Source organism: Shewanella sp. VK101 (genome assembly GCF_056497865.1).
On record NZ_CM151402.1, the window covers coordinates 2001257 to 2024682 of the forward strand.

Consider the following 23426-nt stretch of genomic DNA (forward strand, 5'->3'; position numbering starts at 1 on the left):
TGTTAAACATCGGATAGTGCTTCTTGCTTTCTCAATCTGTCTTGGCAGTTGTGTTTTTTGCCGGATGGGTTGGCATAACAACAAGGAGACAATCCAAGATGAAACAAGCAAGACTCACCGGGGTATGCGCTGCAACCCTTCTGGCTCTGGGTGGTTTGGGGACGGCTCAGGCATCGGTATTGGAAAAGACTGACGTGCAGTTTGGCGGCTATCTCAAGGCCGATATCATGTTCAGCGATTACAGTAATGGCGCGCCCGACTCCAACAACGTCTCACGCCAGTTCTATGTGCCCGGCGCCATCTATGGGGTAGATGGCAACGGCAATCAGGTGACCGACTTCCAGGCGCGGGAAACCCGTTTTAACTTCAAGACGGTAACAGATCTCGACGGCCACACTCTCACCGGCTTTATTGAGCTGGACTTCATGACTCATACCGATGGTGATGAGCGGGTATCCAACAGCTATTCACCGCGCATTCGTCACGCCTTTATCAGCTATGACAACTGGACCATAGGCCAGACCTGGACCACCTTTATGAACCCGGGGGCACTGCCAGAAAACCTTGATTTTGTGGGTGCCACCGAAGGGACTCCCTTTGCCCGTCAGGCGCAGCTGAGATACAGCAATGGTGGCTTTCAAATCGCCATTGAAAACCCGGAAACTACCATTACTCCCTATGGCGGTGGCAGCCGGATCACCAGTGGCAATGGGGTGATGCCGGATCTTATCGCCCGTTATAACTTCAAGACCTCTGGCGGCGCCAGTTTCTCTGTGATGGGGATGCTGAGGCAGCTCGAGCTTGAGACCCGTATCGCCAATCAGGATATAGACAGCACTGAGCTCGGCTATGGCGCCAGCGTGGCCGGGATCATTCCTGTGGGCCGTGATGATATCCGTTTCACCGCCACCTATGGCGAAGGCCTGGGCCGCTATGTGGCGCTGAACTTTGCCAATGGCGCGGTACTGGACAACAACAACGACCTGCAGGCGATAGAATCCTACTCAGGCTTTGTGTCTTATCGTCATTGGTGGAACGAGCAGTGGCGCTCAAGCTTTACCTTGTCTGCTTTCAGCGCCGATAACGATGTGTCTCTGACCGGAGGCAGCGCCAATAAGGAATCCTATTCAGGTTATATCAATCTGCTTTACTCGCCGGTGAAGGCACTGACCTTTGGGGTAGAGTATATGTATGCCAAGAACGAACGGGAAAATGGCACAGATGGTGAGCTTAACCGGGTCACCTTCTCGGCCAAATACGTGCTCTAACCCTTGTTGCGACCGGGAGCTGTGACTCCCTACTTGTGACTCCCTATTTATACTCTTAGCCAAGCCACCTCAGGGTGGCTTGCTTTTTTACTCTGGCCCTAAATATCAGGCAATTGTGAAATCTGCCTCAAAGGTTTAGGGGCTGTAATGAATGACATGGTTCCCCTTCATTGCAAATTCCGGTCATAGAGGTTCATCAACGCCAGAAGCAGGCAATGGCCCATTATGTTGGTTATCGTTGCGCTGAGCTTGCCAAACACTAATTCGCTATTCATGCCATTGATAACATTTGAGAAGTCATTCTTCACATGTTAATGCTTCGGGGTCAACTGGAGAGGTACCTGAAATGTATGAGCGGCTTACGTCGGTAACCCGTTTAAGCCGATTCTGGGGCAAGCTGAAAGTAAAAAAATGCCCCTCCAGGAGGGGCAATAGGAGGAAGTAAGCTTTTACTCTGTACGGTTGAGTCGCGACTCAATCAGAGTATCAATCACGGCTGGGTCGGCCAGAGTTGATGCATCTCCAAGGTTGGTTATCTCGTTGGCGGCAATCTTGCGCAGGAAGCGGCGCATGATCTTGCCGGAGCGGGTCTTGGGCAGACCACCGGCAAACTGGATAAGATCAGGGGTCGCCAGGGCGCCAATCTCTTTGCGCACCCATTGTCTCAGCTGTTGTCTCAGCTCTTCGGTGGCTTCTATGCCCTTGGTCAGCGTGACATAGGCGTAGATCCCCTGGCCCTTGATGTCATGGGGGTAACCCACAACCGCAGCCTCGGCCACCAGATCGTGCGCCACCAGTGCGCTTTCAATCTCGGCGGTACCCAGACGATGACCGGAGACGTTAATCACGTCATCGACCCGACCTGTGATCCAGTAGTAGCCGTCTTCGTCACGGCGGGCACCGTCACCGGTGAAATACATGCCGCGGAAGGTTTTGAAGTAGGTCAGGGCAAAGCGTTCATGATCACCGTAAACCGTGCGCATCTGTCCCGGCCAGGAATCCAGCATCACCAGGTTGCCCTCGGTAGCGCCTTCCAGAATATTGCCCATGTTGTCTACCAGCGCAGGTTGCACCCCGAAGAAGGGACGGGTGGCCGAGCCTGGCTTGGTATCCGTGGCACCGGGCAGCGGACTGATAAGAATGCCGCCGGTTTCGGTTTGCCACCAGGTATCGACAATCGGGCAATGCTCATGACCTATGACCTCGTGATACCAGCGCCAGGCCTCAGGGTTGATGGGTTCGCCCACAGAGCCCATGATCCGCAGCGAGCTGCCGTCAAACTGGTCAAACTGCTCCTTGCCTTCGGCCATCAGGGCGCGGATAAGCGTGGGGGCCGTGTAGAGTATGTTGACCTGATGGCGGTCAATCATCTCGCCCAGGCGGGCAGGGCTTGGGTAGTTGGGCACACCTTCGTGAATAAGCACTGTGGCGCCATTGGCCAGCGGGCCGTAAATCATATAGCTGTGGCCGGTGATCCAGCCCACATCTGCGGTGCACCAGTAGACTTCGCCCTGCTTGTAGTCGAACACATATTCGTGGGTCATGGAGGCGTACACCATGTAGCCGCCCGTGGTGTGCAGTACACCCTTGGGGTTACCGGTAGAGCCTGAGGTGTAGAGCAGGAACAAGGGATCCTCGGCGCCCATCTCTTCCACTTCGCAATGCTCGGAAGCGGTTTCGGTCAGCGATTCCCACCAGACATCACGACCATCGACCCAGTTGATATCATTGCCGGTGCGTTTGAGCACTATCACCTTCTCAACCGTGGTGACATCCGGATGGGCCAGCGCCTCGTCGATATTGCGCTTGAGTGGGATGGCCCGGCCACCACGCAGACCTTCGTCTGCGGTCAAAATTACCTTGGAGCGGCCATCTATGATACGTGAAGCGATGGAATCCGGGGAAAAACCACCGAATACCACGGAATGCACGGCGCCGATGCGGGCGCAGGCCAGCATGGCGATGGCGGCTTCCGGCACCATGGGCATATACATGGTGACCACGTCACCGCGGCGCACGCCCTGGCTCTTGAGGGCGTTGGCAAATTTGCACACTTCTGTGTGCAGCTGGCTGTAGCTCAGGGTGCGTTGATCTTTGGCATCATCGCCTTCCCAGATGATGGCGGTTTGGTCGCCGAGTTTTTCCAGATGGCGGTCGAGGCAGTTGGCCGAGGCGTTCAGTGTGCCGTCGTAGAACCAGTTGATGGACAGGTTGTGATCGTCAAATGAGGTTTTCTTGACCTTGGTATAGGGCTTGATCCAGTCGATACGTTTTCCATGTTCACGCCAGAAACCTTCGGGGTTAACCACGGACTCCTGGTACATTTTCTTATATTTTTCATCATTTACCAGTGCATTGGCCGCAATTGCTGCGGGCACTTTATAAAGAGACTGAGTGCTCATTTGGCTTCCCTTTGTTTTTGTCATGCGTGAGCCAAAGTATGGGATGCTTGCCGGTGCCGTCTCTATTAGACATTGGTCTAGTTCTGAAAAAATGTTATTTATTAACCGGTTATTGCGTTTAAAACGAACAGCTTGAAGTGCTTGAGCCGGCGCCGTTTTTTAGCATTGAAAGCCGCCTGAAAACGCCGGGTTTCTGCCTCTGCAAAGTAAGGGAACATGAACGCAGGCCAAGGCAGCGGTTCATCAAAGCCATTGGCTGGTGTAATCTAGCCGGGATAACAACAGTCGCCGACGGATACGGCGACAATAAAGAGAACCCTATGAATCTGACCCTTTTTGTGGCGGTGATCGCCGTCTGTTATGTTTGTTTGCTGTTTCTGCTTGCCTGGGGCGCGGAGCGTTGGTTCAGTGGTGTCACCCGCAGGTTGCAGAAATGGATCTACGCCCTCAGCCTGGCGGTGTATTGCTCTTCCTGGAGTTTTCTCGGCACGGTTGGCCAGTCGGCCAATGACTTTTGGTCCTATCTGCATATCTTTATCGGCCCCATCATCATTTTTACCCTGGGCTTTGGCATGCTGCGCAAAATGGTGGTGGTGTCCAAGGCGCAAAATATCACCTCGGTGGCCGACTTTATCGCCGCCCGCTACGGCAAGTCGCAGCCGCTGGCGGTGATCATCACTCTCATTGCCCTGTTCGGCATCATGCCCTATATCGCGCTGCAGCTGAAAGCCATGGTATTCAGCCTAAGCCTGTTCCAAAGCCCGGATGATCCGCTCGATGGCGCCAAAGTCGCGCTTATCATCGCCGTGCTGCTGGCCATCTTTGCCATCCTCTTCGGCACCCGCAAACTGGATGCCACCGAGCATAACCCGGGGATGATGCTGGCTATCGCCTTTGAATCCTTGGTGAAACTGGCCGCCTTTGTGTTGGTGGGCGGCATAGTGGTCTTCGGGGTATTCGGCGGCTTTGGCGACCTCTGGAGCCAGGCCAGCGCCAAGGGCGTAATAGTCAATCCCAATCTAAGGCTCGAAGCGCTGATGCCCGAGCTGATAGTCGGCATGGCGGCTTTTCTCTGTATGCCGCGCCAGTTCCACGTAATGGTGGTCGAGGCAGAAGGCGAGCAGACACTGTCCAAGGCGCGCTGGTTGTTCCCTCTCTATATCGGCCTGTTCGGCTTGTTTGTCGGGCCGCTGGCACTGGCGGGCAAGGTGCTGCTCGGCGACAGTGTCTCTGCCGATACCTATGTGATCAATCTGCCGCTGGCGCTGGACGCACCTTGGCTGGCGATAGTGGCGCTGCTGGGAACCCTCTCGGCCGCCACCGGTATGGTGATAGTGGCTGTGGTGACCATCAGTGTGATGATAAGCAACGAGTGGCTGGTGCCGGTACTCTTGCGTACCGGGCAGATCCGTCGCAAGAACTTCAGCCAGTTTTCCCAGCAACTGCTCTATGCCAGACGTCTCTCCATCGCGCTGATCCTGGCTTTCGGGTATTTCAGTTACCTGAGCTTTGAGAGCAGTGATTCCCTGTCCAACCTGGGCATGCTGTCTTTCGGCGCCTTTGCCCAGTTGGCACCGGCCTTGGTGGGCGGGCTCTACTGGAAACATGGCAATCGCGCCGGGGTGTTTCTCGGCATGGCGGCGGGCTTTGGTCTATGGGGCTTTTTGCTGCTCAAGGGCTCGGGCGCCTGGGAAGGCGTGCTGGCAGGTCAATTTGAACTGTTAAAGGCGCTTAAGCCCAATGTCAACGATACCCTGTTGGCACTCGGCGCCAACCTGATTGGCTATATCGGCGGCTCTATCTGGCTGCGCGCCGGCTTGGTGGAGCGTATTCAGGCCAGCGCCTTTGTCACCCCGGGTGAACTCAAAAACACAGGCAATCGCAAGACAGGCCCCATCAGTCAGCAGGACTTGCTTATCCTGGCTAGCCGCTTTGTCAGCCCGACCCGGGCCTATGAGAGTTTCTCGCGCTTTTCTGCCGATGCGGTGCGCAGCGACAGCTGGCACAAGACCGCATCACCCGAGCTTATTGCCCATACCGAGCACATGCTGGCCGGGGTGCTGGGGGCTTCCAGCGCCTCTTTGGTGATGGACTCAGTGTTGCAGGGGCGGGATCTGGCCCTCGATGAAGTCTTCAGCCTGGTGGATGAGGCCTCATCGAAGATTATTCTCAGTCAGGACATGCTGCGCGCCGCCATAGAACACGCCTACGAGGGTATGAGCGTGGTGGACAAAGATCTCAACCTGGTGGCCTGGAACTACCGCTATGTAGAGCTTTACGACTATCCGGAGGATTTCCTGCAACCGGGAATGCCCATCAGCGAGGTGATACGTTTCAATGCCTCCCGCGGCTACTGCGGCCCGGGGGATGTGAATGAGCATGTCGAGCGCCGGGTACAGCATATGCGTAACGGCACCGCCCACAGCTCAGAGCGGCGCAGGCGCGATGGCAAGGTGATCAAGATTCAAGGCAATCCCATGCCGGACGGCGGTTTTGTGATGACCTTTACCGACATTACCCAATATCGTGAGCAGCAACAGGCGCTGGAGCAGGTCAACGAAACCCTGGAGGCCAGAGTCAAGGAGCGCACCTATGAGCTGGCGCTGCTCAACAGCAAGCTGCTCGAAGCCAAGGCCCAGGAGGAGATGGCCAACGCTTCCAAGAGCCGTTTTCTGGCGGCGGTGGGGCATGACTTAATGCAGCCGCTCAATGCGGCCAGGCTGTTTACCGCCTCTTTGAGTCAGTATCCCGGGCTGGACAGGGAAGGGCGACTGACCCTCTCCCATGTCAACAGCTCACTGAAAACCGCCGGTGAACTGCTGACCGATCTTTTGGATATCTCCAAGCTGGATTCCGGCATGGTGGAGGTAAAACGGCGCGACTTTGCCATCTCCGAAGTGCTCAACGCCCTGGCGGTGGAGTTTGAGGCCATGGCCAAAGACTGCCAGATCCGCTTTGCCATGATGCCCTGCAGCCTGACGGTCAATTCAGACCCTTCACTGCTGCGGCGGGTGCTGCAGAACTTTCTCACCAACGCCTATCGCTATGCCAAGGGCGGGCGGGTGCTGATGGGCTGTCGTCGCCGCGGCAGTGAGCTTGAGGTGCAGGTGCTGGATACCGGCTGCGGCATTGAAGCCGGGCAGCTTAGGGAGATATTTCACGAGTTCAAGCGCCTGGATAACCCCCATTCCAACAGCGTCAACGGCCTGGGGCTTGGGCTGGCGATAGCCGACAGAATAAGCAAGGTGCTGGAGCATGATATCCGTGTATCTTCGGTACAGGGCAAGGGCTCTGTATTTGCCATTCGGGTGCCGCTTGGGGCCACTGTCAGCGTGCCGCAACCCAAGGCCATCTCTTCTGTGTTGCAGCCGCTCGCCGGGGTCAAGGTGCTGTGTATCGACAACGAAGAGGCTATCCTCGCCGGGCTCGAAAGCCTGTTGAGCCGCTGGCAGTGCGAGGTGATCTGCGCCCGGGATCTGAGTGATGCCAGGATCAAGCTGGGACTCAAAGGGGTGGCGCCGGATATCATGCTGGCGGATTATCATCTGGATAAGGGCCAAAACGGCGTCGATGCCATGGATGAGCTCAGGGCGCTGTATGGGCAACATCTGCCCGGCATTTTGATCACCGCCAATACCCGTAAGGATCTGGTGGAGGATGTCGAGCGCCGCGGTTACCACTATATGGCCAAGATGATTAAACCGGCGGCGCTCAGGGCCTTGATCTCCAGCCTGGTGAAGAAGGCGTAATTTAAAAGCTCAGTGAAATAGCCTTTGGAAACAGGGCCTGATTTATCGGCGATAGATCAGGCCCTGTATTTTAGCGGGTGACTTCTGTCTGTGTCTGCGTCAGTGTCTGTGCTTGCGCCAGAACCCCGGCGTATCCGGCCGCTCGCCAAGGGCGATAAGCCAGGCCGTAGCTCAAGGTCGCCATGGTCCAACCGATAAGGGCGCTGGCGATATCGTGGGATAAAAAGTGGGCGCCGCGAAACTCCTGACACAGACTGAACACGGCGCCTATCAGCAATACCGCGCCGAGTAACTTAAAGCGCCATTTCGGCTTCAAGACCAACGCCAGATAATAAAGTCCCACCCAGGCAAAGGCGCCGCTGGAGTGGCCGCCGGGGAAACACTGGCCCAATTCAGTGTCAACGCTCAGGCTCATGGGGAAGGGCAGATAAGGCTGCTGGCCACCAAATAAACTGAGATCCCAGGGGCAGGCAACATTGGTCATGCTCTTGCCGATACGCACCAAAAGCACGGTTGCCAGGGCGCTTATAAACAGCATCAGCAAGGGCCGGCGCCAGCGCTTCATTGAGGCTTTGAAACTGCTTAAAACCAGGGTCGACAGCAACACAACTGCCGCCAGCACCACCAGATCCCGTCCTCCTGTGTGCAGCAGTTTGTCTGCAACAAAGGCATGGCGCCAGGGCCAGGCTGTGTCGGTGCCCTCAAATGCCAACATCCACTGTGCCAGCAGCAGGTCGGCATTAGTGATGTGCAGCAAGATAAGCACGCCAAGCCCTACCGATAACGGCAACAGCAGATGATGTTTGAACCAGTGTTGAAAACTCAGCGGGTGGCTTGCAATGGGCATTGTGATTCCTGTGACATAGTGCGAGTTGAGACAGAGTCGCAGCTGAGATCTGCGAAATAAAAAGCCTGAAAAAGTGGGCGTTGAATTCATGGCCCGGCTGGTGGATAGGCATTATTCTGGCCGGCTCAGATTAAGGTCTGCTTAAGGTCGGGGGTTTTTGTCTCAATTGCCCGGAATGGCGTATTGCAATGAGTTGAAACAAAACCTTTTTTGCGTATTTTTTTACCACTGGTTATGTTACAGGGGTAGCTCTGCTATGGCGCTGGTTAAGTTGCGGTTTTGGCGGGGGATCCCCACAGGTTTGCTGGTATTCAAATACAAGGAACAGGAATGAAGCTCAATAAACTCTTTTGGCTGACGGCCCTTGCGCTAGGCAGCCCCAATTTGCTGGCTGCCGAGGCCAAACTCCTGCGGGAGCCGGATCTTCGCGGTGATACTCTGGTGTTTTCCTACGCCAAGGATATCTGGAAAGTGTCGCTCAAGGGCGGCGAGGCGGTGCGCCTCACCAGTTTCCAGGGGCAGGAGATGCAACCCAAGCTGTCGCCCGACGGCAAGTGGGTGGCCTTTACCGGCGACTATGAGGGCAATCAGGATATCTACCTGCTGCCGATTGCCGGTGGCGAGCCCAAACGCCTGACCTTCCACCCGGATGTGGATCAGCTGGTGGGCTGGAGCCCGGACAGCAAGTCGGTATTGCTGCGCTCCGGCAGGGCCAATGCCCCGAGAGGCTGGCAGCAGCTGTTTACCCTGTCCATCGAGGGCGGCAATCCCAAGCCTTTACCCATGAACCGCGCCTTTGACGGCAGTTTCTCTGCCGATGGCAAGCAGCTGGTTTACCGCCGCGCCGGTCTTTGGGACCCTGGCTGGCGTAACTACCGCGGCGGCCAGAATCAGCCGCTCAGGTTAATTTCGCTCGATAGCCTGGAGGAAAAAGATCTGCCCTGGGACAACACTCAGGATCTCGAGCCCCAGTGGCACGGCGACTATATCTATTTCCTCTCCAACCGCTCCCAGGTCACCAATATCTTTCGGGTCGCGGTCAAGGGCGGCGAGCCGGAGCAGGTGACCCATTACCAGGATGCCGATGTCAAAGGCTTTACCCTGGATAACGACACTCTGGTATACGAATACCGCGGTGAGCTGGTGAAAAAGTCGCTGGCTAATACCAATTCCAACGACAAGAGCGAAGCACTGGCCATCAGCCTGCATGCCGATTTCCCCTGGGTGCGGCCACGCTTTGAAGAGGTCGAAAAGCAGATAGAGTCGGCGGCCATTTCGCCTACCGGTAAGCGCGCCTTGTTTGTGGCCCGCGGCGATGTATTTACTGTGCCCGTGGAGCACGGCGATGCCCGTAATCTTACTGAAAGCTCAGACAGCCGCGAAGTAGGCGCCGCCTGGTCCAACGGCGGCAAACAGTTGGCCTGGTTCTCCGACAAGAGCGGCGAATATCGACTGGTGATAGCCGATCAACTCGGCAAGCCGCAGCAAGAGATCAAACTGGCCGAAAAGGGCTTCTATAGCGGGCTTATCTGGTCGCCCGATGATAAACAGCTGGTGTTCAGCGATCAGCGCCAGCAACTCTGGCTGGCAGACTTGTCCAAGGGCAAGGCGCAGGTTATCGACAGCCAGCCGGTAGTGAACCCCGACTGGGAAATGGCCCCCAGCTGGTCGCCTGACAGCCGTTATCTGGCTTACAGCAAGCAGGATGACAGCTTCTTCCGCAGTCTCTACCTGTTCGATACCCGCAATAATCAGAGTAACAGAATTACCCAGGGCATGGCCGATGTGCGTTACCCAGTGTGGGACAGCGCCGGCGACAAACTTTATTTTGCCGCCAGTACCGACTACGGCCCTCACGCCGCCTGGTTGGATATGACCTCTGTTGCCTTCACCCCGACTTACGGCCTTTATACCATGCTGCTCAATACTCGCACCGAGGCGCCCATGCTGCCAAGAAGCGACGAGGAAGAGGGCAGCGGTACTGAAGAGGAGTCCAAAGGCTCAGATGCACCACCTGCGGTGCGAATCGATCTCAACGGTATAGCGCAGCGGGTGCTGCCTCTGGGTGAGAGCGGTAAAATCCACAGCCTGAGTGCCGGTAAGCCAGGTGAGCTGTTCTATATGCAGGATTTGGATGAAACCACAGAGCTTCGCAAGTACAGCACTGAGGAGCGTAAGGCCGATACCCTGGCCGGTGATGTCGATGAGTATCATCTGAGCCACGACGGCGAGAGCCTGCTGGTGAAAATCGGCGACAACTGGCAGCAATTTGCCGGCGCCGCGCCCATGGGGGACGATGCCAAGACGCTTAACGTCAAGCTGACGGCTCGTATCGATCCCAAGGCCGAATGGCAGCAAATCTTCCGCGAAGCCTGGCGTTTCCAGCGCGATTACTTCTATGTCAGTAATCTGCACGGCGCCGATTGGGACGCGGTATACAAGGAGTTCCAGCCACTGGTCGCCCATGTGCGCCACGGCGCCGACATGACCTATCTGCTCGATAACATGGGCGCCGAAACCTCTGTGGGCCACTCCTTTACCAATGATGGCGATCTGCCGGAAATTGCCGACAACCGCACCGGTCTGCTCGGCGCCGATGTTGAGGCGACCGACAAGGGCTACCGCTTCAGCCGCATCTATCGCGGCGAAAACTGGTATCCGGCGGACCAAGGCAGTGCGCCGCTGGCCCTCTACCCCCAGGTCAAGGCGGGCCAGTATCTGCTGGCAGTCAACGGCAAGCCGCTGGATAACAAGGCCAACTTCTATCAGGCCTTCCAGGGGACTCTCGGTAAACAGACCCGTCTTAGCATTAGCCCGGATGGCAGCGACAAAAAAGCCTTTGAGGTGACTGTGGTGCCAACGGCCAGCGAACAGGCATTGAGACGTAACGCCTGGGTCGAGGATAACCGCAAGCGGGTGGATGAAGCTTCCGGCGGCAAATTGGCCTATGTCTGGGTTCCGGACACGGGTGAGAACGGCTTCAGCTATTTCAACCGCTACTTCTTCGCCCAGAATCAGCGCCAGGGAGTGATCATAGATGAACGCTTCAACCACGGCGGTTACATTGCCGAGTACATCATAGATGTGCTGCGCCGCGAGCGTAATGGCTACTTCAATAACCAGATGGCCGGCGATCACCCCATGACCAGCCCGGGCAGCGGTATCTGGGGGCCCAAGGTAATGTTGATCAACGAAGTCTCCGGCTCGGGCGGCGACATGCTCCCTTATATGTTCCGCTATTACCAAGTGGGCAAGCTGGTGGGTAAACGCACCTGGGGTGGCCTGGTTGGCATCTGGGGCGTTCCTTCCCTGATGGATGGCGGCCATATCACGGCGCCGCGCAGCGGTTTCTTCAGTATCGACGGCCAGTGGCGGGTCGAGAACGAAGGTGTGGCCCCGGATGTGGAAGTTGAGCAGTGGACCAAAGACACAGCCAAAGGCGTAGATCCTCAGCTGGAAAAGGCCATCACCATTGCCTTGGATGAGCTGAAATCTGCCGCGCCGGTGAAGCTGCCACAGCCCGCAGATCCTGTACGGGTGCCTCAGGTGAAATAGCCCTGTGACATGGCTAGGATGAAATAGCTCAGGGGAAACTAACCTAATAACTTGCGCCGCTTGCCTTAGTCTTACAGGCAAGCGGCGCTTTTTGTTGGAAAACCATCAAAACTCAGCCAATTATTTTGCAAAAAATAACCAAGACAGACTTTTATGGCTTTTGTCAAAAACTTGACCTTTGGCTAATTGTCTTAACAAACGGGACTGGGTATTGTGTAACTAATTCAGGTGCTTATCTTTAGTCTTTACTTAAGCTCAAGGCCGGAAGCTGTAGCATTTTTTCCGTTTTCAGCGGAATTCAGGGACGAAAAACATTCGCGCCCGTGCGGTAGCTATGAGGATTACTCAGCTTTTGTAGGACGCTTGCTCATCGAATTAAGATAGTACCCAGAAATTTGGAAATGATTTTGCGCGTTATTTCTGCAATATCACAAAAAATAACTTAAAATTCATAAAGATATAAAACCATTTTGGTAGATAATAGGTTTGGAAACCGCGCATGCGCGTTTTGCTGCAAGGGATATTCGGGCTAAACTCTATTATATTTAACTAATACAAAGAGATAGCGATGCGCGTTTACACTCCTCCGATGACTAAAACGCGCATGCGCACTGTACAGCTGTTAAGCACAACACCATAGCAATCACTTACATACATTGAGGTACCATGAGAATAGTAATCGCTCAGCATAAAGGAGGTGTTGGTAAAACAACACTGGCAACACATATCACAGGTATTCTCTCAGAGGATGATTTAGACAAATGCCTTCTGGTTGACTGTGATAGTCAAGGTGATTCCTTCAGGTTTTATACTGGCAGAAGACCAAATCATGAAATGGAAATTGTTACTGGTGATTTGGATGTTGATGTTCTGTGGAATCCGTCCAGAAACAGTCTATCTACGACAGCTTCATATTCTGAGTATGACCATGTAATAGTTGACATAGATACACGTATTCAAAATGCGTTGCAGATTATTATGGAGATATCTCCAGATGTGATAATCATACCTATAGATTCACAATTCTTATCACTAAGCCATCTAGAAGAAGTGCTTAGTCTAATTTCACAGATTGAAGGTAGGTTCAGCTACCCGGCACTGGTAAAAGTTGTGCAAATGGGCTCAACTCACGATGTTAATAGTGCTGTAGAGCGGTTTCATCGCATCCCCAACGATCTATATATAAACTACTCTTTACCTTATCTAAGGGAAGAGTTTGATAATGCCATGAGGGACTGCAATCTCATATGGAATATTTATGAAGAGCTCTACAGTATCAAAGGAATTTTAGAGGAGATTGTTAGCCATGACTGAAAATAATCAAGAAAAATATACTAATTCTTTATTGGCTGGCCATGATAAAAATCAAAAAAATAGTAAGGATGGCATCCTAAAACTTAAAGTAAAAACTAAAACATTAGACAAAATAAAGGAAATAAAGAGCTATATGGAGTGGGATACTAATACCACCTTGAATAGTGCTTTGACTTATCTATATAAAACTTTAGGTTTTGATGGTTTTTCAAAGGATATCTTGATAAAAGATGGTGATAAGGACATTAAGTTTTCCCCTACATTTAAGAACTCTCAGCGCCTCGAAGGGAAGGTAAGGAGTGCTGAACTGGATTTAGAATTTGCCACAGCCATCATATCCAAATCCATTGACGAGCTTCACTCTATATTGCTTAAGGCGGATGAATGACTAGAGAAACATATTTTTTAGTATCGGCAATCTTGCAAAATAGCAATAATAACAAGCAAAAAATTGGACAAAGAATATCTTACCATTTAGGCCTTAACCCAGGGCCTAGAGGCGCTGATGATGGCATTGATGGGTCTTTTGAAGATGGAAATGGCCGCTTTATCCATTTTCAATCAAAGTTACGCAGCACTCAATTGGACCGTTCTGATGCAAGGGAATATTATTCTGATATTGATTATCACAATGCTGATGTGAGTATTATGCTCTCTGGCATCGGTTTCAAAGATACATTTATTGAGAGACTTTATGGTCAGCAATCCATTGGGGATGTAGAAGTTCATCTTTTACAATTGAGTGACATATTTGAAAATAGCCAAGCATATATAGATGCTTGTAACTCGGTACCTGAACTTCGTTATCTTAACGATGATATAAGAATGGATATCGATTAAAAGTGCCTAACAAGTAATTCAAGGGACGCCTTCGGCGCCCTTGATTTAGGCGTTAGTTTTATCAGGAGGGTAATGTGCACTTTGAATTGTCTATCTTGTTAGTTGGTTTGTTCTCTCCAACTTACCTTTTAGCTAAGTTATTGAAAAACCGTTATTATAGTTACAAGCAAGCAGTAATTCGAGCCTTAAACTGGCTTTATTTTATTGTGTCAGTTTCTTCTCTTATTTTTGTGATTTATTTGCATTTAGATGCAGAAAAGACTTTAAGTACAAGTAATAAATCTCTAATTTGGTTTTGGTCGGTTTTTCTGTTGTCGCGCTGTTCAGAGGTGTTTTATGCATTTCTCTTTGACGCCTATGACAAAATTAAACCACCAACGGATAACAAACCGGAAAAAATAAATGGGGCGATAAAACAACCACTTGGTAATCAACCAATAGAAATGCATCACCGATTAGTTTTGGCGTTTAGAAGTTATATTGAGCTAATTATAAACTTTGCAATGTTGTATATAATTCAACCATTGAATTATTGGAAACCAACCGCTCATCCAGATGACATAGTAAATGCTTTATACTTCAGTGGTGTTACTATTACTACGTTAGGTTACGGTGATATAACACCGATTCATTGGTTTCCTCAGTTTTTGACAGTCTATGAAGTTCTATGTGGTTTTTCATTAATTGTGGTTTGCTTTGCTGTATATCTGAGTAAAAAATAAAACTAGCAAAGCATTTAAGAGTGATTCGCAACGCTTGGCGTTTTCGCTTCGCTCAAGAGGCAGCAACAAGGACACCCACAATTAGCTAAGTAAAAGCTTTAGTCATGTCTGTGTTACAGAAAGGCAGATGTTTCCATTGAAAGAACGTTGTTTTTCAAGCCTTGTGAGGGGGGGGGCGGTTATAGGAGCGAGTGCAAGAGTTATGGGGCGGTTTTATTTAGTTCTATTTAACGTAAAGGCCTGTGCATATTTGCGAACTAACAGATGCTTATGCTGCAACACAGCCAGTGATTCCACACCGGACACGGGGTATCTCCTTCCAGGACGCACTGACACGGTGTTTGATATGAATGGATTTTCGAATGCCTAACGATAGGGATTTCAAGGAACGACCTTGCGACATCGGGTTTCTTTGGAAATCACGAGTACAACGACAAGTGATCTACTATTCGCCGTCGCAATTTACGTTAAATTGGCCTGCAGTTCCATTTCGCTGTGAATCTTGTGAGGGCTCATAGCCTGCATTTTTTGCCAGAAGGGGCTGTTTAAAAAACGTTTTTCCTGCTGATAGTAATGAGCACGCATGGCCAGATAATGCTGGTAGCGCTGGATGAGCATTTGCTGATATTGCATCAAACCATGGTGAGTGTCATGACCTGATGTTTTGAATATACCCGCGATGATATCTGCACAGGTGACACCGTCGGCCATGGCCTTGATGATCCCGCCTGAGGTGATGGGATCGAATGTGCTTTGGCGCTACCGCACCAGAGATATTGCGACCAAGCTGAGTCAGTGACAACTGATTGCCATCAAGTAACGCTTCTGTAGCAACCATCAGAGAATTAAACCGTTTTTGATGCATTTGCGGGCATTGCTTTTTGAGTAAATCGTGTAAGATATGGACATCACGCATGGTGTTGGATCTGGTAGTTTTTTGGCGAAATCAATTAGATCAATCAACACCATGCGTGTCTACTGAATTGAATAAAAAGGGAATTATCTGGGGATTCCCTAGAGGCGGGCGTTATGCGTGATTTGAGGTGAAAAATGGAAAAGATACATAATTATGGTACTGAAATAACATGGCGTTTTTTATCAAAAATTCTTTCTAGTGATCCAAGAATTAAAGATATGAAGATTTCTGATTTTTTATCATTATTTGATGGTAATGTTGATTTGAACATGTATCCGCATTATATATTTAATAATATGTTTTTAATATCAAATTTATATTCTATTATTTTAATAAATTATGAGGGTAAATTAGATGTTGAGTTGCTTGATGATCTAATTTTTAAATATATTAAGGTCAAGGTTCCTTCATGTGGAAATAAAGTTGAAATTAGTAGGAAAATAAGGAACTCAATAGCTCATTTTAAGGTTTCATTTTCTAATGATATGATGAAGGTGTATTTCTCTGACCGTGATGGTTTTGAGGCAGAATCTGACTTTAATCAGATAAAAAAATTAATAAATGAATTTTATGATAATCTGGTTGGCATAACAAACAATGGCAATAAGGATAACCACAATTAGCTGAGTAAAGGCTCTAGTCAGGCAACACGGACACCCACAGAAAATACAGGACAGCCATACCTTTTTGATGTTTCACACAGCTTTGACTAGGCTTTGAAACGGCAACAAGGACGGCAACAAGGACACCCACAATTAGCTGGGCAACAAGGACACCCACAATTAGCTGAGTAAAAGCTTTAGTCATGTCTGTGTTACAGAAAGGCAGATGTTTCCATTGAAAGAACTTTGTTTTTCAAGCCTTTGATGGATGTTCGGTTATAGGAGCGAGTACAAGAATTATGGGGCGGTTTTATTTAGTTCTATTTAACGTAAAGGCCAGTGGACATTTGCTAAATAGCCGATCTTAATACAGCAACACATCCAGTGATTCCACACCAGACAAGGGGTATCTCCTTTCAGGACGCACTGACACAATGTCTAATATGAATAAATTTTCGAATGTCTAACGATAGGGATATCAAGGAATGGCCTTGCGGCATCGGGTTTCTTTGGAAATCACGAGTACAACGACAAGTGATCTACTATTCGCCGTCGCTATTTACGTTAAATTGGCCAGTAGTTCCATTTCGCTGTGAATCTTGTGGGGGCTCATAGCCTGCATTTTTTGCCAGAAGGGTCTGTTTAAAAAACGTTTTTCCTGCTGATAGTAATGAGCACGCATGGCCAGATAATGCTGGTATCGCTGGATGAGCATTTGCTGATATTGCATCAGACCATGGTGAGTGTCATGACCTGATGTTTTGAATATACCCGCGATGATATCTGCGCAGGTGACACCGTCGGCCATGGCTTTGATGATCCCGCCTGAGGTGATGGGATCGAATGTGCAGGCAGCGTCACCAATGGCAAGCCAGTTTTTGCCTGTGGCAGGGTTTAAACAAAATGAGGAGGCTGGATAGCGTTTAGGCTGGGGATCTTCGGGAGTGACTCCCTGCAGCAGCGCCTTGGTATTGGGAGAGTTAACCAGGATATCGAGCCAGTTGTTTGTCGCATGAAGCTTGAGTGTTTTAGCTGTTTGGGGATCCGTCGTTAAGCTTATCAGTACTCTGTCATTTGGCAGACGGGCCGCATACCACCAGCCATTTTCAACAGCTTCAAGGTGTGTTTGCTGTGACAAAGGATAGTGTTTATCTGTGATGATAAAGCGGCGTCCCAGGCTCACCAGGGCATGGTTTGATTGTTTTTTACTTCCCTGGGTTTGGGCGAAGCTGGCGCGTGCTCCGCTGGCATCAACAACGAACTTGGCATTGAGTTGATGTTCAGCGCCCTGTCTATCAAGCGTTAAATGATAGTGTTTGTCATTGATAAGCTTGCCAGTTTTAAATTGGCATTGGGTTAACAAGGTTACACCTGCACTTTGTGCCTGCTCGGCTAAAAAGCGATTAAATTTTTGGCGATTAAGGTGCCAGCCATGCCCATAGGGGCTGAGCAAGCTGTCGTTAAAGCCATTGCGATTATCTCCCCACCATGAGCGACTGCCATAGCAGGGTTGGTGTTGCTGCTTGACAAATGCTGACCAGATCTCGAGTTGATGAAACAGCTGTTTGGTTTGCGGGGGAATACTCTCACCGATGCGAAACTGCTGATAATCAGAAGACTCAATGATGACAATGTCATCTATCCCCTGTTGGATTAAGCGAATGGCGCAGCAGCAACCGGCTGGACCACCACCTATGATGGCAACTTGAGTGGCAGTGGCTGAAGCTGAATAATTATTCATAGGCTGTTTTATCTATCTATTTTGCTGCTCTGGCACTGCAGTTGATGCAGGCCAGAGCATTTTGGGATTACTTCTCTGGTGGATAGACAGGGTCGGTAACCGTATTGTCCCAAGGCATAACCAGGTTGCTGTCGTCTTGGCTAAAACCACTTTGGACTTCCAGGTAATAGTTAGGGTCTAAATGCGCCGGGTATCCATCGATGGCGGCCCCTTGGATCACGACACCGATATTTTGCCAGTTGTTGAGGATCCCGTGACGATCCTGATATCGACCGACATTAGAAGCGGGTGAGTTGTTTAATTTACCCTGAGCATTGAAGGTGAGTTGTTGTCCACTGGCACTGGTGCCTTGTCCCCTGACCGAGTAACGCTGTAATGGCAGGGTGTTATCATTGCGTTTGGCTACATCCTCATAGGTGTAAACGGCAACGGGTCTTTGGGCAGGCCAGGACCAAAACAGGCTGGTATTGATATTACCACCGTAGATATTACTTTCTGTGATAACTCCACCCGGATTAGGCGCGGGGGTATGGGTGGCGCAGGAGTTATAATCCGTATGCCAGGGAATGGCCATAAATTTACATAAATCCCCCGGTTGTATGGGGTGGCTGCGCAGCGGAACATAGCCGACACCCAGAAAAGGGCTGCCTTTAGTGGCGACGGCATAATTTAATGGCTGGCGATTGATTCTAAAGGGGCCAATATTCGGGTTTTGCCAGTCAGCGTTATACAGCTTAGTGTCCCGTACGATAAAGGTGAGATCGATACCCGGGCTAAAACGGCCACCCAAACAGTTCATTAGTACGGCTCTATCCAGGGCTTCACCCTCATTTAATGGGGTTGTCATGCTTGGAGCAGAGGTGGAACATAATCCCTTAGCCCATTGTTGCATAAGGAAGTATTGGCTGTTACTTAAGGTGAGAAAGCTCTTATTGGCATCCCCCAGAGAGAGGGGCATCATCGGGGAGCCGTCTTCAAGATGATTGTTCTCATCTGCGCTGGGTTTGCGCATAAAGGACATGATGTCAAACTGAGGCTTGTCTTTAGTGAGTTTATCGATTTGCCGATGACTTTTGATGGCACTGTCAGGCAGGTTAGTGTTCCACATTTGCATGGAGGCCGCCCTCAGTATGGGCTGAATGTCCTGGGCAAAGTCGGGAACATACTCAGGGTTGTAGGCATTATTTTGATATAAGCCTGGGTTGAGATTGAATGCTTCTACCCAGGTGGTGTAGATATCATCCCACAGGCTAACAACATTGAGTGTTTGCGGCGCATATGCCGGATCTGTGCTAACAACCCAGGCGCTGTTTTCCAGTGCCTGATAACTGCCATCATCAAAGAGCAATACGGCGGTGACAGGGCCGTCTGCGGTATCATCGAGCCAGTTGTTATTATCGACATCCATATCCAATTTTGCATTGGGATCGGCATTGCCCTGTTGATCAAAGCCACAGGCTTTACCAAAGCCGCCAAGCACCACCAGACGTCCGTTGGTTTCGGTTTGGATCTCTCCTAAATAGTCGATACGAGTGTTGGGATCATCATTGCCAGCCGTTGCTGGGTAAGATTGGGGATAGTCCGGTAGAGGGATAACTGCATTTGTGTGTTGGTCCCAGCAACTGGCCTGGGTGCTTGGGTTGAATTGGGCCGTCTGTCCTTTATTCGTACTTATGGTGCGAGGACCGGCATCAATGACTAATTTTTGCAGACGTACAGTATCGGCCGGGTTGTCCGTTTGATTAAAACTGGGATTGCGCAGGGGCGGTGTCTTGCCATCTTGATAGAGAATGATCCCTAAATTAGCGCTCTCATCCATTTCCCAGCAGTTTGCTTTCTTATTGGCAAGATGCACTGTCCAGATGATATCGGTGACGCGTTTACCATCGACCTTACTGCCAATGGTTACCTCCTGTGCTTGCGGCGCAGGATAACTTGGGCTGTTTTGCTGTGGATATTGATAAATTTTAAACCTTGCACCTTGTCGTTTGAGACGTCCCTGGCTGTCACGAATGTCTGAGCTGCTAATGGGGGTGTTGTCTGTGCCCGCTTTAATGGGGAGTCCCCCTGTGAGTGTTTGTCCGGGTTGCGGCATTGCAGCTATGGTTTGTGGTTCGATGTAGTAGTCCATACTGTTGCCGACGCGGGCAAAGCCTATAGTTGGGTGAATGCGTAAACTGACGGTCATAATTAATTCCTTTTAACTGAGTGGCCGTTGAGGTAGTTCTTTAACAGTATGTGGCTGGTATTGATATTTTTTCCCGCCAGAGGCGCTGTTTTTTCCGGAGTATCTGTTACCGCCGTGGTGTTGTGACAGGAGAAACATTCATTGGCTGAGCGTTGATTTTGAGTGAAGGTCTCGATAGTGGAATTTGATAGCCGCGTAGACCCAATCAGTAAATTTGTTTCGGCATCGGGATCCATGTTCGGACTCCAGTCTGGGGTAAGATGGTCTTCTTTACTGAACCAGACGGCACCTATCTCAAGGTAGTTACGCCAGATAGAATCTTTAGGCATTAATTGATGCACGTTATCATTGAGACTGATAATGGCTTGAACATTTTCTTTGGCCTTCTTTGGATTTGGCAGATTATCAACCGTTCCTTGTGCGTATTGCAGACATGTCTGAGTCACTGCAGCCATGGTTTGGGTCTTGGTATCGAGCTTTAATATGGCATTCATGCCGGCGTTGTTGGTATTACAGTCTTTGGCTAAGGTGTTGGCTTTATAAAAGAGATAGTCCTTATCGGAAACAATTTTGTTGGGTGACTGCCCTTTGGCAAAGGTGGGGCATTGTCTTTAAATTCGAATGTGGCCCAGATGGCTTCGGGGTGCTTATTGACGTATACCGCAATATGGAAACCCACCAAGGCAACTTGAGTCATCTCCTGTTGTGCATTCTCAGGGATCACCACCTGACCGTTATCGACGGTCAGCAGTTGTATCGGGGCTTTGGTGGTATATAAACCAGAGGTGTCTTCACCGGGCTGGACAATCTTCCAAGCGGCCTTGAGTGACATAGCTCCATTGGGGAAATTGAGTTTATTATCAGCTTGTTGCATCCCACTTTGGGTATAGAGTTTGTGTTTGATGACAAAGTCGCGGTAGATATCGTTGATCATCATGCTGGTATATAACGCCCGTCCATGTTGGTCGATTAAAATTCCATTTGAGCCCGCCTGGTTGACACCTCCAAGCAAATGGTTACCAGGCTGACTGTCAGGATAGATCCCGGTATCAGAATAGAAGGTTTCAAAGCGGAGTTTTCCTTCGTCTGCTTGTTCGGTTAACCAGATGAAGCTTTGCCAGGAGAATTGATGGAAGTCACATATGGTGGAATCATCAAAATTATCGGCAGCGATCTTGGGGTTGAATTTACCTTCAAACCATGACGCATCTGCGGTACAGTTTGCCGTTGGCGAGTATTCCTCGGCCCAGCCTGAGAAGCTGAAAAGGCTTAATGTGCTCATGCTCAACACCGTCAACATGAGCTTACTCAACATCCTTGTTTTGTTCATAAATCCTCTCAAAATTGTCTATTAACAGATAAAGCTAAGCTCATCCTTAGCTTAGTATGGTTTATTATCCCGTGTTTATATCATGAGCACGAGGGACATCTTTATCTTTTAATTTAAGATAAAGAGTATAGTTCAAATTGATAGGGGCGCAATTTATACCGGTGAAATTTGTAGAACTTAAGTCTGCTATTTTTTCTCCTTGAAAAGCAAGTAAATTTAGATGCTGATTTCAAATATCTTGCTGCAAGCGATTGATTTAAAACAATTAAGCGAGTCGATAGGGAAGTGATAAAGAAATCGATAGAAAGATGATAATCAAGACACCCATCGGATAACAAATAATGACAGTAATTAAGGCGCCGACAATAATTAAGGCGCCCAATGCCAAATAATTAAGATGCAATAATTAATGCAATAATTAATGCAATAATTAAGACGCCCATTGTAAATGCAATAATTAAGACACCCATTGTAAATAACCGATTGTAAGTGTTGGGTGAGAAAAATCTCTAGTGATCTAGCTTGTAAAATACTGTGTTTCTATTGAAAGGAAATAGTGTTTCAGGCCATTTGAAGGCCATTCGACTATTGAAGTGAGTGCAAAATTCGAATTTCAGGCATTATTGAAATCGAACAAAGTTCGACTCAGTTGGTGGAGAAGACTAAGGGGATTTAGCTAAACAACTTCTGACAATTAGCGGCCACTTAATAATTAAGACACCCATTATAAATAACCGATTGTAAATGTTGGGTGAGAAAAATATCTAGTGATCTAGCTTGTAAAATACTGTGTTTCTATTGAAAGGAAATAGTGTTTCAGGCCATTTGAAGGCCATTCGACTATTGAAGTGAGTGCAAAATTCGAATTTCAGGCATTATTGAAATCGAACAAAGTTCGACTCAGTTGGTGGAGAAGACTAAGGGGATTTAGCTAAACAACTTCTGACAATTAGCAGCCCCTTGCCTTCGTCGTCGTTGTAGGTGAATACAGTAGTCTGTAAGAGATTCCAGTGTCCCAACCGGCCCCTTGAATAGACGGCTAAAATCCGTCGTTAACTTGAGCCAGTTGCCGATGGGGATGTTTAAACGATTCAAAATGGTTGTTGTGCCGGCAGTAATCTGGCCGCGCTTGTCATGGCGGATAATACGCCCGGTATCATCGACCAGTTGCAGATAATCCTTGGCTTCAAAGTGCAATCCTTGTGGTATGTTCAGCCGTTCATTGCCGACAAAGGGTAATAGCTCAGGTGTGTTTTCACCCTGCATCGCGGCCTGTATCCGCCGTTGAATACTGGTATAGTCTGAGTCTTCCGGGGTTTTGGCTATTCCCGCGCGGATAGGGTTCAAGTCAACATAAGCCATGCAGGCCAATACGGCTGCGTCATCCAATAGCGCCTGGGATTTGAAGCGGCCTTCCCAGAAGCGACCGCTGCATCCGTCTTCCCGATTGGCTTGTCTGGCAATAGGTTCATTGAGCGCACGCATAAACCAACTGATATCCATCAAACGTTGGCGATAGACTTCAGTGGTTTGTTGCAGGGTGAGATATTCAATATCAGAAAGTGTTTCACCGCGCAGAAAACGCTGGGATAACAGGGTTCCACTGTAAAGCAGATGCCAACGCTGTAAAACCTGTTCCAATGTCCATTCAGTGGCGGTTTTCAAGTCAACTCTGAGCACCAAGTGCAGATGATTGGACATGACTGCATAGGCACACAAGTCAATGGCGAACACTGCCGCCAGTTCCAATAGACGCGACTCAACCCAATCGCGGCGATGTTCGTAGCTCTTGCCCGAATAGTCATCAACGCCACATAGAAAGGCGCGACGTACACAGCGGGAGATGCAGTGATAGAAGGGGGTGTCCTCAAGACTGACTTGAGCATATCTTGGCCTCGGCATGGCATCCTTTCCTTTTCAAAGGCTCCATTCAAGCCTAGACAAGGTGAGAG

Annotated in this window: 16 protein-coding genes and 1 pseudogene; 8 read left to right on the forward strand and 9 right to left on the reverse strand. The window is 49.8% G+C overall.

All coding sequences use genetic code 11. The features are described 5' to 3' along the window. The first annotated feature begins 98 nt into the window (after nucleotides 1-98). Complete coding sequence (locus ACSHSR_RS09115; RefSeq protein WP_101096795.1) at nucleotides 99-1268, forward strand: DcaP family trimeric outer membrane transporter; 1170 nt, start codon at nucleotides 99-101, stop codon at nucleotides 1266-1268. 449 nt (nucleotides 1269-1717) lie between these two features. Here the strand turns inward: ACSHSR_RS09115 and acs are convergent, their stop codons facing one another. Then, nucleotides 1718-3670 carry an acetate--CoA ligase gene (gene acs / locus ACSHSR_RS09120; RefSeq protein WP_044734647.1) on the reverse strand — a complete coding sequence of 651 codons (1953 nt, stop codon included), beginning with the start codon at nucleotides 3668-3670 and terminating at the stop codon, nucleotides 1718-1720. Between the two features lie 320 nt (nucleotides 3671-3990). Between acs and ACSHSR_RS09125 the strand changes: the two genes are divergently transcribed. Beyond that, the gene (locus tag ACSHSR_RS09125; RefSeq protein ID WP_044734646.1) at nucleotides 3991-7419 is read left to right on the forward strand and encodes a hybrid sensor histidine kinase/response regulator; all 3429 of its coding nucleotides are present in this window, start codon (nucleotides 3991-3993) and stop codon (nucleotides 7417-7419) included. Nucleotides 7420-7489: 70 nt separating this feature from the next. On the opposite strand, the gene ACSHSR_RS09130 is transcribed toward ACSHSR_RS09125, so the two are convergent. Next, nucleotides 7490-8266 (reverse strand): phosphatase PAP2 family protein, encoded by a 777-nt coding sequence (locus ACSHSR_RS09130; protein WP_159353103.1) that lies wholly within the window; start codon nucleotides 8264-8266, stop codon nucleotides 7490-7492. 330 nt (nucleotides 8267-8596) lie between these two features. Between ACSHSR_RS09130 and ACSHSR_RS09135 the strand changes: the two genes are divergently transcribed. From ACSHSR_RS09135 to ACSHSR_RS09155, 5 genes are all read left to right on the forward strand, one after another. After that, nucleotides 8597-11821, forward strand: a complete 3225-nt coding sequence (locus ACSHSR_RS09135; protein ID WP_479631433.1) for a S41 family peptidase — start codon at nucleotides 8597-8599, stop codon at nucleotides 11819-11821. Between the two features lie 666 nt (nucleotides 11822-12487). Next, nucleotides 12488-13135: a ParA family protein gene (locus ACSHSR_RS09140; protein ID WP_479631434.1), complete on the forward strand. Its 648-nt coding sequence runs from the start codon at nucleotides 12488-12490 to the stop codon at nucleotides 13133-13135. Then, nucleotides 13128-13523: a hypothetical protein gene (locus tag ACSHSR_RS09145; RefSeq protein ID WP_479631435.1), complete on the forward strand. Its 396-nt coding sequence runs from the start codon at nucleotides 13128-13130 to the stop codon at nucleotides 13521-13523. The genes ACSHSR_RS09140 and ACSHSR_RS09145 overlap by 8 nt, the downstream gene beginning before the upstream one ends. After that, nucleotides 13520-13975, forward strand: a complete 456-nt coding sequence (locus ACSHSR_RS09150; RefSeq protein ID WP_479631436.1) for a hypothetical protein — start codon at nucleotides 13520-13522, stop codon at nucleotides 13973-13975. The genes ACSHSR_RS09145 and ACSHSR_RS09150 overlap by 4 nt, the downstream gene beginning before the upstream one ends. Before the next feature lie 74 nt (nucleotides 13976-14049). Then, nucleotides 14050-14697 (forward strand): potassium channel family protein, encoded by a 648-nt coding sequence (locus tag ACSHSR_RS09155; protein ID WP_479631437.1) that lies wholly within the window; start codon nucleotides 14050-14052, stop codon nucleotides 14695-14697. A 462-nt stretch (nucleotides 14698-15159) separates the two neighbouring features. Here ACSHSR_RS09155 and ACSHSR_RS09160 read toward each other — a convergent pair whose 3' ends face one another. Next, a complete protein-coding gene (locus tag ACSHSR_RS09160) occupies nucleotides 15160-15408 on the reverse strand; it encodes a hypothetical protein (RefSeq protein WP_479631540.1) in 249 nt (82 codons plus the stop codon). Between the two features lie 36 nt (nucleotides 15409-15444). After that, a pseudogene (locus tag ACSHSR_RS09165) lies at nucleotides 15445-15613 on the reverse strand (IS4 family transposase); the annotation flags it as partial. Nucleotides 15614-15747: 134 nt separating this feature from the next. Here ACSHSR_RS09165 and ACSHSR_RS09170 point away from each other — a divergent pair. Then, complete coding sequence (locus ACSHSR_RS09170; protein WP_479631438.1) at nucleotides 15748-16236, forward strand: hypothetical protein; 489 nt, start codon at nucleotides 15748-15750, stop codon at nucleotides 16234-16236. Nucleotides 16237-16774: 538 nt separating this feature from the next. Here the strand turns inward: ACSHSR_RS09170 and ACSHSR_RS09175 are convergent. From ACSHSR_RS09175 to ACSHSR_RS09195, 5 genes are all read right to left on the reverse strand, one after another. Next, nucleotides 16775-17956, reverse strand: coding sequence for an NAD(P)/FAD-dependent oxidoreductase (locus ACSHSR_RS09175; RefSeq protein WP_479631439.1), 1182 nt, complete (start codon nucleotides 17954-17956; stop codon nucleotides 16775-16777). Nucleotides 17957-18023: 67 nt separating this feature from the next. Then, nucleotides 18024-20144 (reverse strand): LodA/GoxA family CTQ-dependent oxidase, encoded by a 2121-nt coding sequence (locus ACSHSR_RS09180; RefSeq protein WP_479631440.1) that lies wholly within the window; start codon nucleotides 20142-20144, stop codon nucleotides 18024-18026. 2 nt (nucleotides 20145-20146) lie between these two features. After that, nucleotides 20147-20599 (reverse strand): hypothetical protein, encoded by a 453-nt coding sequence (locus ACSHSR_RS09185; protein WP_479631441.1) that lies wholly within the window; start codon nucleotides 20597-20599, stop codon nucleotides 20147-20149. Nucleotides 20600-20667: 68 nt separating this feature from the next. Further along, nucleotides 20668-21426, reverse strand: coding sequence for a hypothetical protein (locus ACSHSR_RS09190; protein WP_479631442.1), 759 nt, complete (start codon nucleotides 21424-21426; stop codon nucleotides 20668-20670). A gap of 975 nt (nucleotides 21427-22401) precedes the next feature. Beyond that, nucleotides 22402-23376 carry a transposase gene (locus ACSHSR_RS09195; RefSeq protein WP_101059979.1) on the reverse strand — a complete coding sequence of 325 codons (975 nt, stop codon included), beginning with the start codon at nucleotides 23374-23376 and terminating at the stop codon, nucleotides 22402-22404. Nucleotides 23377-23426 lie beyond the last annotated feature (50 nt).